This is a genomic window from Pseudobutyrivibrio sp. AR14 (assembly GCF_900101325.1).
Lineage (GTDB): Bacteria > Bacillota > Clostridia > Lachnospirales > Lachnospiraceae > Pseudobutyrivibrio.
In genome coordinates this window covers 203105-217734 of sequence record NZ_FMUY01000004.1, presented here as the reverse complement: position 1 = coordinate 217734, position 14630 = coordinate 203105, and the positions used below count along the sequence as shown (strand labels likewise).

The following is a 14630-nucleotide window of genomic DNA, read 5'->3' as shown; positions in this document are numbered from 1 at the left end:
AACGGAGGATAATGAGATGGCTAAGGTTTCAGTTGTTATGGGAAGCGACAGCGATATGCCTATTATGGCAAAGGCTGTGGAGATTCTTGAAAAGTTTGGAGTGGACTACGAGATTAGAATTATCTCTGCTCATCGTGAGCCAGATATTTTCGTAGACTATGCTAAAACTGCTAAGGATAGAGGCGTGCAGGTAATTATTGCAGGCGCTGGTAAGGCGGCTCATTTACCTGGTATGTGTGCTGCTATTTTTGAGGGGCCAGTTATTGGAATCCCTATGAAGACTAGCGACCTTGGTGGTGTTGATTCATTATACTCAATTGTGCAGATGCCTACAGGTGTACCAGTTGCAACTGTGGCTATTAATGGTGGCGCAAATGCAGGTATTCTCGCGGTTAAGATGCTTGCTATGGCTGATGCTGCATTGGCGGCAAAGCTTCATGATTTCATCGTAGACCAAAAGGAACAGGTGGAGTCTAAGGACGCACGCTTACAGAATGAGGGATATAAGGCCTTTCTATAGGGTAAATAAGGAAACTCTTGTTAATTAAGGGTTTCCTTTTATTTATATATTTTATATGAGCCTGTAGTAATATTAGCGATAGCTGGTAGGCATCAAGCTCTTAGGTCTATGAACGAGGCATGTTAGCCGAGAGAATAGACACTAAGGCTTGTAGACGTAACCAGCGGGAGAAAGAGTACATACAGGCGTACAAAAGTTACAGTAAAAAGGAGAGAAACATGGATTACAAGAGTTCAGGAGTTGATATTGAGGCAGGATATGAGTCAGTGGAGCTCATGAAGAAATTTGTTAAGGGCACTATGCGTCCAGAGGTCCTCGGCGGACTTGGCGGATTTTCAGGTGCATTTGACCTTAGCGCTATTAAGAACATGGATGAGCCAGTACTCTTATCTGGTACAGATGGCTGCGGAACAAAGGTTAAGTTGGCATTCTTAATGGACAAGCATGACACAATCGGTATTGATGCTGTTGCTATGTGCGTTAACGATGTAGCTTGTGCAGGTGGAGAGCCTTTATTCTTCCTTGACTATATTGCTTGCGGCAAGAATATCCCTGAGAAGATTGCAACAATCGTAAGTGGTGTTGCAGAGGGATGTAAGCAGTCAGGATGTGCCCTTGTAGGTGGCGAGACAGCTGAGCATCCAGGTCTTATGCCTGAGGAAGAGTACGATCTTGCTGGATTTGCAGTTGGTATCGTAGATAAAAAGGATATCATTACAGGTCAGGAGCTTAAAGATGGTGATGTGCTAATCGGTATGGCTTCAACAGGTGTTCACTCAAATGGTTTCTCTCTTGTTCGTAAGATTTTCGAGATGACAAAGGAAAGTCTTGATACATATTATGATGAGCTTGGTACAACTCTTGGAGAGGCTCTTATCGCTCCAACACGTATCTACGTTAAGGCTCTTAAGGCAGTTAAGGATGCAGGCGTTCGCGTAAAGGCTTGCTCACATATTACAGGTGGCGGTTTCTATGAGAATATTCCTCGTATGCTTCCAGAAGGCAAGCGTGCTGTAGTTGAAAAGAATTCTTATGAGATTCCTGCAATCTTCAAGCTCATGGCTAAGAAGGGTAATGTTTCTGAGCAGATGATGTACAATACATACAACATGGGTCTTGGTATGATCGTTGCAGTTGACCCTGCTGATGTTGATAAGACAATGGAAGCTATGCGCTCTGCTGGTGATACACCTTATGTTGTAGGTAAGATTATCGACGGCGAGAAGGGTGTAGATTTAGTTTAATTATTAAATAAGCTTCTAGCTAACAAACTCTTAGTGCACTTTGCAAGGACATATAGTCCGACAGAGAGTATCTAAGGATTGTTAGTGTAAGAAGCGGAGGTAAGAATGAAAATAGCAGTATGTGTGTCTGGAGGCGGCACTAATCTTCAGGCGATTATTGATAAAATTAATTCCGGTGAGATCCACAATACTGAGATTGCAGTTGTAATTTCAAATAATAAAAATGCATTTGCTTTAGAGCGTGCAGCAAAAGCTGGTATCGAGGGTGTATGCATTTCACCAAAGGATTTTGCTGACCGTGAATCTTTCAATAAGGCATTCCTTGAAAAGCTTGATTCATACAATGTTGATTTAGTTGTATTGGCAGGATTTTTAGTGGTAATTCCACCAGAGATGATTCGCAATTACAGAAATAGAATTATTAACATTCACCCATCACTTATCCCAAGCTTCTGCGGTACAGGATATTATGGGCTGAAGGTACACGAGGGCGTGCTTTCACGCGGTGTAAAAGTCACTGGTGCAACATGCCACTTTGTGGATGAAGGCACAGACACAGGCCCAATCATCCTACAGAAGGCTGTTGAGGTAAAAGAAGACGACACACCTGAGGTGCTTCAGAGACGCGTAATGGAGCAGGCTGAGTGGGAAATCATGCCTCGCGCCATCGACCTAATCGCTCGTGGTTGCGTAACCGTCGAGTCGGGCAAGGTACGTATAAAAGAGTAGTTAATAGAATAGTAGATTATTAGATGAGCCTTAGGAATAGATTATAAATATTATCAATGAACCCTTGATGAGCCATCCCTACTTAGATGGTGCGTAGCAGCATCTTATGTAGGGTAATGAGCGAATAAGAGCGAAAGCGTGGTGAATGATAATATTTATAAGCTATGATAAGGCGGACTAGGAGGATAGTTTATGAAAGTACTTATAGTAGGTAGCGGCGGCCGCGAGCATGCAATTGCTCTTGCAGTTTCTCGTAGCCCACAGGTTGATAAGATTTATTGCGCACCAGGCAATGCTGGTATTGCAGAGCTTGCAGAGTGCGTAGATATCAAGGCTATGGAGTTTGATAAGCTTGTAGCTTTTGCCAAGGAAAAGGAGATTGACCTTACTGTAATCGGTATGGATGATCCACTTGTTGGCGGTGTAGTTGATAAGTTTGAGGAGGCAGGTCTTCGCTGCTTCGGTCCTAGAAAGAATGCTGCAATCATCGAGGGTTCTAAGGCATTCTCAAAGGATTTGATGAAGAAATATAATATTCCTACAGCAGGTTATGAGAACTTTACAGATCCAGAGGCTGCTCTTAAGTATCTTGAGACAGCAAAGTATCCAATCGTTCTCAAGGCTGACGGTCTTGCTCTTGGTAAGGGTGTTCTTATTTGTGAGAACCATGAGCAGGCTGTAGCAGGTGTTGCAGAGATTATGACTGACAAGAAGTTTGGTGATGCAGGCAACACTATGGTTATCGAGGAGTTTATGACAGGCCGTGAGGTATCTGTTCTTTCATTTGTAGATGGTAACACAGTAAAAATCATGTCATCTGCTCAGGATCATAAGCGTGCAGGGGATGGTGATACAGGACTCAACACAGGTGGAATGGGCAATTTCTCCCCATCTCCATTCTTTACAAAGGAAATCGAGGAGTACTGCCAGAAGAATATTTTCCAGGCAACTGTTGATGCTATGAAGGCAGAGGGAAGAGACTTTAAGGGTGTTATCTTCTTCGGTCTTATGCTTACAGAGGATGGTCCAAAGGTCCTTGAGTACAATGCAAGATTTGGTGATCCAGAGGCACAGGTTGTTTTACCACGTCTTGAGAATGATATCATCGACGTATTTAATGCTTGTATCGATGGCACACTTGATAAGATTGATTTGAAGTTCTCAGATGAGGCATGCGTATGTGTTGTTTTAGCATCTGATGGCTATCCTGTTTCTTATGAGAAGGGATTCCCTATTACTGGCTTTGAGAAGTTCAATAACAAGGATTACTACTGCTTCCACGCTGGAACAGCTAAAAATGACAAGGGTGAGATAGTAACAAATGGTGGACGTGTTCTTGGTATCACAGCTCTTGGCAAGGATTTAAAAGAGGCTCGCGCTAAGGCTTACGAGGCAACAGAGTGGATTCAGTTTGAAAACAAGTATATGAGACACGATATAGCTAATGCTATTTTGTAAATAGAATTTATACGTGTGAGGGGGGCAATGTAACGTAAACTGGCATAAAAGAGGAGGTTGTTATGGAGAGAACGGCAAAACAAACATTTTCAGCAGTGGGGTTAGCATTTTTTATCTACATTGCAGTATCATTTGTGCTACAGATGATTTTTTCTACTGTAGTATATTCATTGGTGGATGTTAATAATCCGCCATCATGGGCAATGTGGGTTTCAACCTTTGTGCCAATGTATTGTATTGCTTTTCCAATTTTTATCTTATTGATTAAGCGTGTTCCGGCAGAGCCATTTGTTGAGACTAGGACATTGAATTTTCCAAATTGGCTTAGATTTTTTACATTGACTACTTTTGGAATGGTAGCAGGTTCTTTGGTAGCATCATTTGTAGGAAGAATATTTGAAAGATTCAACATTAATACAAATGTAACTATGGAGACCCTGACTTCAACAAATAGTGCGTTGGCACCGATTGTACTGGCAATACTTGCACCAATTGTGGAGGAATTCATATTCCGTAAGTTTTTGATTGACCGCATACATGTTTATGGTGGTAAGGTTGCAGTAATAACTAGTGCAGCGATGTTTGCATTATTCCACGGTAATTTTTCTCAGGTGTTCTACACATTTTTAATGGGACTTGTATGGGGCTATGTTTACTATAAGACAGGCAAAGTTATCTATACAATTATCATGCATATGTTAGTTAATTTTGGAGGTAGTGTTGTTTCTGTATATTTCCTTAATAAGCTTAATGGTGTAGATACGAGCGATATCGAGGCATTGTTAGCATCGCCTGATGCGATGGCTGGTGTTGCTGGTATTATAATATATGTATTTATAGTGTACGGTTTGGCAATTGCTGGTCTTATATGTCTCATACTTGGATTTAAAAAGAGAAGCTACAGTCAAGAGCGACTTGAGCTTCCTGAAGAGGGCAAAGTTGCTACAGTTTGTTTGAATGTAGGTATGATTTTATTCTTACTCATTTGCGCCTTTGAATTTGTTCTTAGCATAGCAAGTGGATTTTTAGGCTAAAAAATAAAACTCGAGTTACCAAATGGTAGCTCGAGTTTTTTATTGTCATTTATCGTAATTCAGAATATCCAAATGAATTTACTATAGCATCAATAGGAACTCCCTGCTTGCAAAGTGGGCAATCATGAAGAGGATAAGACTGATAGTTTGGAATATCCTCATCGTGGAAGACTGCTGTAATTGGAATGCCACCTACTTCTCTAACAGCTGAGAAGATAGCGCATGCGCCACTTATTTTTGCTCCATAATATTTAACACATTCAGCTAAGCTCTCAACAGTACGTCCTGTAGAAAGTGAGCCGAATAGCAACAATACATTTTTATCTCTAACAGTAAGCTGCATATTGTCTCGGAAAATGCTCTGACCACTAGATGTGATTTCAGGAGATGTAACGTAAATTGTCTTGTGCTGGTTGTAATTGGCAACGCCGGCCTTTGTAAGCTCTTGAGCTAAAAATGTACCAACAACTTCCATGTCATCAGCGCAAACAATAGTATCAACAGGTGTTTGAACTGAGTAGTGCATTGCAAGAAGCTGTGCCACGCCCTGGGCCTCGTTGCATCGTGTTTTCATTGTGCCAATCTCCATGTAGTTAGTAATGTGAGAGTGATTGGTGGCAAAATGACCAGGAATAATTTTAAGTGCTACTTCAGAATTAAGTGGTGCTGGAATCTTAGTGTACTCTTTTAACATAAAAAGCCCCCCATGCTATTAATGATTAACGTAACTATTCCAAAACGATATTACTTAATTTTTATTCTGGGAAATTCTCTGCTAGCTGGCAGATAGTCTTAACACACATGGCCTCCCCAAGTGATCCACTGTCAAGGATGACATCGTATTCACGGAAATCGCCCCAGTTTTTATCGGTGTAATACTTGTAGTAAGTCTTGCGTTGCTTATCCTTTTTAGCAAGTCTCTTTTCTATGCTGACATTTTCAATATTCTCGTATCTTTCGAGAACTCTCTTTTTACGATGCTCCATATCTGCGTGAATCATAACATTCATGCAGCGGATGCCTTCCTTTCTGAGAATGTAGTCAGCGCAGCGACCTACGATTACGCAAGGTCCTTTTTTTGCACATTCTAAAATGACTTTTTTCTGTGCAATGAAAATTTCGTCCTGAGGACTCTGGAAATACATTGTGCCAGCAGCTGAAATATCAAACCACATGGCTGTTGAGCTTGTATACTCACCTTGTGTCTCTATTAACTCTTTTGCATAACCGCTTTCGATGGCCACGCGGTTAACAATTTCTCCGTCGTAAAATGGGATGTTCAACTGTTTTGCCACAGCTTCGCCAATGCTATGACCACCGCTGCCAAATTCTCTACTAATGGTAATTACAGGATACATAGTGGTTCCCTCCAATACATTTTTCTTACCTATAGTTTAAAATTTTTTCGACAAAAAGTCAAAAAGAGAGTGATTTGTCTGATTATTGACTTTTCCACCATTTTCGGCATTTTCTCCTGAATCCCCACAGATGTCTACGCCTATAATTTGATGGCTTGAGTAAAGGAATTCAAGGTCCTTTAGAAGCTCATCTAATGTCATGTTTCCCTGGTCCCAATCAGTGATTGCAAATTCTGTTGACAGGGCATCCTTGTCGATTGAAATATAAATAGGTAAATCAGTCGGGATATTTTCTATAGGAGTCTCGTTCCCAACGCCATACGTAAATACGTTTTTTAGATTTGGAAGAGTTTCAGTTGCTTCAAGAACCCATCCCCCGCAAGAAGTAATTTCTCCAAAGCTAGGAGGCTGATTGTCAGGGTGATGATCAAATAAAACTAGGTTAAATGGTGTGGTGATTTTCTGAAGCCATAGAAGACTGAGATAGTGATAGTTTCCAGAATCAATAAAATGAATACCCTTTGCAGAGTATTCATTTAATCGATCTACAAGAATTGATTTGGCAGAGTCATCCAGATAGCAGCGTGTACCCTCTAAATCTCTGCAATCAATCATAGTACAATTTTCAATTGTCTCATAGAATGACTGATAGTCGTATGCGTCAGTCATTTTTATAATAATTGTTTTCATGATTCTTTCATTACCTTGCCAGCATTTTTAGGCTCTTTGGCATGGTATGTTGTGAATAAGTCCTTCCAAATTGTTGGGTGGAAGAGCATAAGTATTGGGAAAAGCTCTAAACGTCCAGCCAACATATCAAAGATAAGTACAATCTTTGAGAAGTTAGAGAAGAATGCAAAGTTTCCAGTAGGTCCTACTAGACTCATACCAGGTCCAATATTGCTCATTGTGGCAATTACGGATGTAAAAATAGTTGAAAAATCAAGGTTTTCAAATGATAACAAAATTACGCTCACAAAGAATACCAGCATAAATGTGCCAAAGAATACGTTGTTAGAGCGGATTGTCTCGTGGTTAACTGGCTTGCCATCCATGATTGTCTTGCGGACGCAACGTGGATGTATGTAGCTGATGAGCTCCTTGTGTACGGCCTTTCCCATAAGTACGAAGCGGGAAACTTTGATACCACCACCTGTTGAACCGGCGCAGGCACCGATGAACATGAGCAGTACTAAAACGCATCGGCTAGTCTGTGGCCAAACAGCAAAGTCTGCTGTGGAGAAACCAGTTGATGATTGAATAGAAGTAACCTGGAAGGCTGCCTTAGTCAATGCATCAAAAAGTCCTGAGCTGCAGCTAAGAGTATTTACTGTGATGATACCGATGGAAGCAACTGTAAGGAATGAATACATTCTCACCTCTTCCATTCGAAATGCTGCGCGAGCGTGACGGAAGAGTATGTAATAGTAAAAGTTAAAATTGATACCGAAAATGAACATAAATGCGGCAACAATCCACTGACAGGCAACATTGAAGCCACCGATACTGCTTGAGTAGATACCGAAACCACCAGTACCAGCAGTGGCAATACTTGTGTTGATTGCCTCAAATGGAGTCATGCCTGCAATGAGAAGAAGTATTATCTCAAGAGCGCATAGTCCAAGGTAAATCAGGTAAAGCATCTGTGCTGTGTTTTTAAGCTTTGGAACTAGCTTTCCAACAGATGGTCCAGGTGATTCTGCCTTCATAAGGTTGAACTGGGAGCCGTCACCACCGGCAAGTGGAATAACTGTAAGGAGGAATACTAAAACTCCCATACCACCAACCAAGTGAGTAAAGCTTCGCCAGAAAAGAGAGGCATGAGAAAGAGCCTCAACATTTGGCAAAATAGAAGCACCAGTTGTAGTAAAGCCAGAAACTGCCTCAAATAAAGCGTCTACGTAGCTTGGAATCTCTCCAGTGAGCCAGAGAGGAATAGCACCAATAACTGATAAAACTACCCAGGAAGCACCTGTGCAGAAGAAACCTTCTTTTAAGAAAAAGAAGAACTTCTTAGGTCTGAAGTAGCTGTTGATAACACCTAGCACTAGGCAAGGGAAAGCTACGATTGCATATTCAAGCCAAACATCTTCATGATAGATAAATGCAACAATAATAGGAAGCATTAGAAATAGGCCCATGAAGCCTACTACATATCCTAATATGAAGCGAATCACGGAATTATTCATGTCCGATTACCTCAAAGTATCCTTAATATTACCGAATCCGGTATGAGTGGTAACAACCATGACGGTGTCGCCAACTTCTATTGTGTCAGAACCGCTTGGAATAATGATAGTTCCGTTGCGGTTGATGAAAGCGATAAGTACATTGTCCTTAAATTTAAGAACAGAGAATGGCACGCCAACAGCAGCAGATTTCTCGCTGATATTGAACTCGATAGCCTCTACCTTTTGATCAAAGAGATGGTAAAGAGTGAGGATATCATTGCCGTCGCCAGAAGCACTCTTAGCACGTACATATGCGATAATTGACTCGGCTGTTATGTGACGTGGATATACAACAGAGCCAAGATTTAACTGTGAAAGTACATTGTCAAAGTTGATACGGTTAACCTTGGTAACAACCTTGGCATTGCTGACCTGGTTAGCATAGAGAGTAAGGATAATATTTTCCTCGTCGATTCCTGTAAGAGGAACGAAACTCTCGATATATTCGATGCCTTCTTCTCTAAGAAGGGACTCGTCGCCGCCGTCGCCATTTATAATAGTAGCTTTTGGAAGTGCGATTGAAAGCTCCTCGCAGCGCTCCTTGCTTCTTTCGATGATGCTAACATCAATACGAGCCTGAAGTAGAAGCTTGGCAAGGTAATAAGAAGCCTTACCACCGCCAACGATAAGACAGTTTTTAACCTGACGTGTCTTGAATCCGATTTCGCTAAGGAATGTACGGGCAAATCGTCTAGCACCTACCGCACATACGATATCATTTGTCTGGAGTACAAAATCACCAGTTGGGATGATAACTTCAGAGCCGCGCTTAACAGCTGTGATAAGCACCTTACTTGAGATTGTTCTATGTAAATCCTTTATGGCGAGTCCGTCAAGAACATTGCCTTCCTCGATTTTAAACTCAACCATTTCTGCCTGGCCATGGGCAAATGAAGAAACCTCAAGTGTGGATGGAAGTGAGAGAATAGAAGAAATCTCTCTGGCAGCCTCTAACTCAGGGTTGATAATCATAACAAGACCAAGCTTTTCCTGTAAGTATGAAATTTCTTTTGAGTAGTCTGGGTTTCTAACTCTAGCGATAGAAGCGCAATCACCCATTTGCTTTGCAATAGTACAGCAAAGGAGGTTGAGCTCATCAGAGTTGGTAACGGCTATAATGAGATCGGCGTCGTTGATACCAGCCTCAACTTGGGTGCTGTAGCTGGCGCCATTGCCTTGAATTCCCATTATGTCGTAGAGATTTGTAAGATTATCGATACGGTCCTGATTCTCATCGATGACCACAATGTCATGACCTTCTTTTGAAAGACGGTCAACAAGGGTACGACCAACTTTACCGCATCCTACGATTATTATTTTAAGTCCTCTTTTTGAGGAGTTAGTAAAAGCCATTTAATTGCCTCCAAGATAACTGTAAAAATATGGACAATTCTTAATTACATAATCATCCATATCATAATGTAGTCTAAAAGAGGCAAAAGTGCAAGTTAAATTCTGACATCTACCCGGCGGTTAATCTTTTTAGCCTCTTTATATAAGGCATTTAGGTATTCTGAGTCTTTATCGAAAAAGTTATCAAACTTTGTTTTCTTATAGTTTTTACCAGCTGATTCGTATACTGAAAGGCTGCCATCCTTATCAACAGTAATTCCGATTTTTTTCAGTTCATCAGCGTACTGGCTATTGAGGTTTTTAATATTAGTAAGAGCATGTTTTACTGAAGAGCTATTTGGTGCATATTTTCCAGCCGACTGAAGAGTGTTATTTAACGTATCGGCAAAGGCTCTTATTTTTTCTTGAGTCTGCGCATCAGAGGCCTCTTCAAAGTTGTAGTCCTGTAGGTTGCGAATAGCATTCTTAAGAGCTGAAGAGTCCGCAAATGACAAAGTACCGCAAGTTGCACTTTTGCGGGTGGCACCTGTAACTACTTTTGAATAGTTGTTGTAGTATATTCTTAAGCTAAGTGAGTTGGAAACGTTCATACTCATACTAAAATCCTCCTAGTTCTTATATCGGAAGTTATTAATTTTTATTTACTTTGATGGTTGAAGATTATGGCGAATTCTCCTATACTATAGGAAATTTAATTTCATATTAATAAGAAGGAGTGTCAGATGAACCAGGAAAAAGTCATTGTTATCGACTTTGGCGGTCAATATAATCAGCTAGTTGCCCGTCGTGTCAGAGAATGTAACGTCTATTGCGAAATTTATTCTTATCGCACCCCAATCGAGCAGATTAAAGAAATGAATCCAAAGGGAATTATCCTTACAGGTGGTCCTAATTCATGTTATGAGGATGGAGCCCCTACATACACCAAGGAGCTTTTTGAGCTTGGTATTCCTGTACTTGGACTTTGCTATGGAGCACAGCTTATGATGCATGTTCTCGGTGGCAAGGTAGAGAAGGCACCAGTTCGTGAGTACGGTAAGACTGAGACATTTATAGATGGTTGTACAGATACACTTTTTGCAGGTGTTGAAAAGTCTACAATCGTTTGGATGAGCCATTTTGATTATATTAGCAAGGTGGCACCTGGTTTTGACATAATTGCCCACACTGCTGATTGCCCAGTTGCAGCAGCAGCTTTAGAGGCTAAAAAGCTTTATGCTATTCAGTTCCACCCTGAGGTACTTCACACAGTACAGGGTAAGGAAATCTTATTTAACTTTGTTCGCAATATCTGCAACACAGCTGGAAGCTGGAGAATGGATTCCTTTGTTGAGCAGACTATCGGTGAGATTAGAGAGCGCGTAGGCTCAGGCAAGGTATTACTTGCACTTTCAGGTGGTGTTGATTCATCTGTACTTGCAGCCCTTCTTGCTAAGGCCATCGGCAAGCAGCTCACATGTGTATTCGTTGACCACGGTCTTCTTCGTAAGAACGAGGGCGACGAGGTTGAGGGCGTATTTGGACCAGAGGGTTCCTTCGATATTAATTTTGTACGTGTTAATGCAGCTTCCCGCTATTATGCTAAGCTTGCTGGTGTTGAGGAGCCAGAGCGCAAGCGTAAGATTATCGGAGAGGAGTTCATCCGTGTATTTGAGGAGGAGGCCAAGAAAATTGGTACTGTTGACTTCTTAGCACAGGGAACTATCTACCCAGACGTTGTTGAGTCTGGACTTGGCGGCGAGTCAGTTGTTATCAAGTCTCACCACAATGTTGGTGGTCTTCCAGATTATGTTGATTTCAAGGAAATCATCGAGCCACTTCGCAACCTTTTCAAGGACGAGGTTCGTCAGGTTGGTCTTGAGCTTGGTCTTCCAGAGTACCTTGTATTCCGTCAGCCATTCCCAGGCCCAGGTCTTGGTATTCGTATCATCGGTGAGGTTACAGAAGAAAAGGTCCGCATCGTACAGGATGCTGACTACATCTATAGAACAGAGCTTGCTGAGGCAGGACTTAAAAAGCTTCCTGATCAGTATTTCGCAGCACTTTCTAATATGCGCTCAGTTGGCGTTATGGGCGACGAGCGTACATACGACTATGCAGTAGTTCTCCGCGCCGTAGAGACAATCGACTTTATGACAGCCGAGGCTACAGAGATTCCATTTGATGTGCTTCAGCGCGTTATGAGCCGCATCATCAACGAGGTCAAGGGCGTTAACCGCGTAATGTACGACCTCACATCTAAGCCACCAGGAACAGTAGAGCTGGAATAATAAGCTATGTAGTTAATGAAATGAATAACAAAAAGTGCCTTTGAATGCTTGCATTCAAGGGCACTTTTTTAATTTGCTGACTATAGGATGGTTATTGATGAGCATAGTGAGTCAATAACAGAGCATGGTTTGGTACAAAAAACATATACGTTGACAACGTATATGTTTTTCTCTATACTTTAATAAAGTATAGAGGTGTTGCGGAGGTGATGATATGGATGTTTCAGCCAGAATAAAGGAATTACGAAAGAAAACGGGATTATCGCAAAGTAAGTTCTCTGCAAAATTTGGGATTCCGGTGAGGACTCTTCAACAATGGGAACAAGGAATAAGCGCTCCTCCGGAATATTTGCTTAGAATGATGGCGTATATTTTGTTGCTTGAGGAAAATCGAATGGGGTCAATTGAAGGCGGAGAAGCCGCAGAAGAAGCATGATTGACTATGGAACAGAGGACAGGATAGCGAAATATTTATATGGTGGAGGTCTGATATGGATCAGAAATATAGAGATGCAGTACAGCTTATTAAAACGGCAATTCTTCAAAGCCAATATGAAGCTGCTAAATCTGTAAATGAAAAACAGTTAATGCTTTACTTTGGCATTGGAAAATATATATCACTTAATTCAAGAAATGGATTTTGGGGTCAGGGAGCTATTGATACTATTAGTGAACAGCTAGAAAGAGAATTGCCTGGGTTAAGAGGATTTTCAGCAAGAAATTTAAGATATATGAGAACCTTTTATGAAGAATGGCGAATGCTAGATTCGTCTAGTACAAATACTATTGAAGATAACAATTCTAATTTGGCACCCGCTGGTGCCAAATTGGAAATTGAAATATGGAACCAGCAGGTGCCAAATATAGAAGAATTTCCAGTTGAACAATTTTGTGCGATAGGCTTTTCGCATCATAGGACTATATTAAGTAAATGCAAAGAGTATGATGAGCGCATATTCTATATAATGAAATGCGCAAATGAAAAACTAAGTAGAGAACAATTAACAGCTAGTATTGTAGCTGAAGACTTTAAGCACCAGGGTAAATTACCAAATAATTTTGGTGATACAATGCTGACAGGTGTACAAGCACTTAAGGCTATTAGTACATTCAAAGATGAGTACCTTCTAGATTATATAAATGTTGAAGAAATAGATATCCGTGATGCAGCTGATGTAGATGAACGAGTTGTAGAAAATGCTATTGTTAATAATGTTAAAAATTTTATTTTAACATTTGGAAAAGACTTTGCGTTTATAAGTAACCAATATCACTTAGATGCATTTGGAGAAGATCAATACATCGATTTACTCTTCTTTAACAGGGAATTAAATTGTCTGGTTGCGGTCGAACTCAAGCGAGGAAAGTTTAAACCATCTTATCTAGGACAGTTACAAGGTTATTTAAGTGTACTAGATGGATATGAAAAAAAGCCACATGAGAATCCTGCTATTGGACTGATTTTGTGTAAGGATATGAATAAGTCATTTGTTGATTATGTAATCCAAGATTATTCAAAGCCAATGGGTGTTGCAACATATAAAACGTCAAGAGATATGTCAGAAGATCTTAGAAAAGCACTACCAGATATAGAGGAATTAAAAAGATTGCTAGATACAGAGGACGTTTGGAACAGAGACAACGAATGAGGGGAGAAATGGATACAGTTACAAATAGTTTTGTAGAAAAGTCAAAAGAAATCTTGCAAGATAATTTGGTAGGAGTATATCTACATGGCTCTGCTGTTATGGGATGTTATAATCCTGCTAAGAGTGATATAGATCTGATTGTAGTAGTGAAGAATGCTATAGAGGATAAAGTTAAAAAATCCTTTATGGATATGGTAGTGGAATTAAATAATAAGGGACCGGCTAAAGGAATTGAAATGAGTATTGTAAAGCAAAGTGTTTGCAAGCCTTTTGTTTATCCCACTCCTTTTGAACTACATTTTTCAGTTGCGCATCTGGATTGGTATGGAAAGAATCCGGATGATTATATTTCGAAAATGAAGGGCGAGGATAAAGACCTTGCTGCGCATTTTACAATCATAAACCATAGGGGCAAGTGTTTATATGGCGCTTCTATCAAAGATATTTTTGCTGACGTACCGGTACAGGATTACATTGACTCTATCTGGAATGATATTGCTGAAGCGGAAGAGGAAATCACAGATAATCCTATGTACCTAATAGTGAATCTTTCACGAGTACTTGCGTATTTGAAAGATGGCCTTGTTCTTTCCAAGAAAGAGGGGGGAGAATGGGCATTGAAGAATGTTCATGAAAGATATCATAGTCTGATACAAGATGCACTGATAGAATATGCAGAGGACAGAAATATATCTTATGATACGAATCTTGCAAAGGATTATGCCAAATATATGGTGGGAGAAATTGCAAGCGAAAAAAACAAGTGAAGGCAAGTGTGATAACA

Annotated in this window: 15 protein-coding genes; 9 read left to right on the top strand and 6 right to left on the bottom strand. The window is 40.6% G+C overall.

Annotation, left to right across the window (positions count from 1 at the left end):
- Nucleotides 1-16: 16 nt before the first annotated feature.
- From purE to BLP50_RS05410, 5 genes are all read left to right on the top strand, one after another.
- Nucleotides 17-520, top strand: a complete 504-nt coding sequence (gene purE / locus BLP50_RS05430; protein ID WP_090152177.1) for a 5-(carboxyamino)imidazole ribonucleotide mutase — start codon at nt 17-19, stop codon at nt 518-520.
- A 218-nt stretch (nt 521-738) separates the two neighbouring features.
- Nucleotides 739-1764, top strand: a complete 1026-nt coding sequence (gene purM / locus BLP50_RS05425; RefSeq protein WP_090152173.1) for a phosphoribosylformylglycinamidine cyclo-ligase — start codon at nt 739-741, stop codon at nt 1762-1764.
- 105 nt (nt 1765-1869) lie between these two features.
- Nucleotides 1870-2493: a phosphoribosylglycinamide formyltransferase gene (gene purN, locus BLP50_RS05420; protein WP_090152171.1), complete on the top strand. Its 624-nt coding sequence runs from the start codon at nt 1870-1872 to the stop codon at nt 2491-2493.
- A gap of 192 nt (nt 2494-2685) precedes the next feature.
- The gene (gene purD / locus BLP50_RS05415) at nt 2686-3951 is read left to right on the top strand and encodes a phosphoribosylamine--glycine ligase (RefSeq protein ID WP_090152168.1); all 1266 of its coding nucleotides are present in this window, start codon (nt 2686-2688) and stop codon (nt 3949-3951) included.
- Between the two features lie 62 nt (nt 3952-4013).
- The gene (locus BLP50_RS05410; RefSeq protein ID WP_090152165.1) at nt 4014-4985 is read left to right on the top strand and encodes a CPBP family intramembrane glutamic endopeptidase; all 972 of its coding nucleotides are present in this window, start codon (nt 4014-4016) and stop codon (nt 4983-4985) included.
- Between the two features lie 49 nt (nt 4986-5034).
- On the opposite strand, the gene BLP50_RS05405 is transcribed toward BLP50_RS05410, so the two are convergent.
- The 6 genes from BLP50_RS05405 to BLP50_RS05380 form a co-directional block, all read right to left on the bottom strand.
- Nucleotides 5035-5679, bottom strand: a complete 645-nt coding sequence (locus tag BLP50_RS05405) for a type I phosphoribosyltransferase (protein WP_090152162.1) — start codon at nt 5677-5679, stop codon at nt 5035-5037.
- A 61-nt stretch (nt 5680-5740) separates the two neighbouring features.
- Nucleotides 5741-6343: a cytidylate kinase-like family protein gene (locus BLP50_RS05400; protein ID WP_090152159.1), complete on the bottom strand. Its 603-nt coding sequence runs from the start codon at nt 6341-6343 to the stop codon at nt 5741-5743.
- A gap of 36 nt (nt 6344-6379) precedes the next feature.
- Nucleotides 6380-7033, bottom strand: a complete 654-nt coding sequence (locus BLP50_RS05395; protein WP_090152155.1) for a hypothetical protein — start codon at nt 7031-7033, stop codon at nt 6380-6382.
- The gene (locus tag BLP50_RS05390) at nt 7030-8532 is read right to left on the bottom strand and encodes a TrkH family potassium uptake protein (protein ID WP_090152152.1); all 1503 of its coding nucleotides are present in this window, start codon (nt 8530-8532) and stop codon (nt 7030-7032) included. Before BLP50_RS05390 ends, BLP50_RS05395 begins: the two co-directional genes overlap by 4 nt.
- Nucleotides 8533-8538: 6 nt before the next feature.
- The gene (trkA, locus tag BLP50_RS05385) at nt 8539-9927 is read right to left on the bottom strand and encodes a Trk system potassium transporter TrkA (protein ID WP_090152149.1); all 1389 of its coding nucleotides are present in this window, start codon (nt 9925-9927) and stop codon (nt 8539-8541) included.
- A gap of 95 nt (nt 9928-10022) precedes the next feature.
- The gene (locus tag BLP50_RS05380; RefSeq protein ID WP_090152147.1) at nt 10023-10523 is read right to left on the bottom strand and encodes a hypothetical protein; all 501 of its coding nucleotides are present in this window, start codon (nt 10521-10523) and stop codon (nt 10023-10025) included.
- A gap of 126 nt (nt 10524-10649) precedes the next feature.
- On the opposite strand from BLP50_RS05380, the gene guaA reads away from it, so the two are divergent.
- The 4 genes from guaA (at nt 10650) to BLP50_RS05360 (ending at nt 14613) form a co-directional block, all read left to right on the top strand.
- The gene (gene guaA / locus BLP50_RS05375; RefSeq protein WP_090152144.1) at nt 10650-12197 is read left to right on the top strand and encodes a glutamine-hydrolyzing GMP synthase; all 1548 of its coding nucleotides are present in this window, start codon (nt 10650-10652) and stop codon (nt 12195-12197) included.
- Between the two features lie 214 nt (nt 12198-12411).
- On the top strand, nt 12412-12633 hold the full coding sequence (locus BLP50_RS05370) for a helix-turn-helix domain-containing protein (protein ID WP_090152142.1): 222 nt from the start codon (nt 12412-12414) through the stop codon (nt 12631-12633).
- Between the two features lie 55 nt (nt 12634-12688).
- The gene (locus BLP50_RS05365) at nt 12689-13846 is read left to right on the top strand and encodes a PDDEXK nuclease domain-containing protein (protein ID WP_090152138.1); all 1158 of its coding nucleotides are present in this window, start codon (nt 12689-12691) and stop codon (nt 13844-13846) included.
- Between the two features lie 8 nt (nt 13847-13854).
- Nucleotides 13855-14613 carry an aminoglycoside adenylyltransferase domain-containing protein gene (locus BLP50_RS05360; protein ID WP_090152283.1) on the top strand — a complete coding sequence of 253 codons (759 nt, stop codon included), beginning with the start codon at nt 13855-13857 and terminating at the stop codon, nt 14611-14613.
- The last annotated feature ends 17 nt before the right edge of the window (nt 14614-14630 follow it).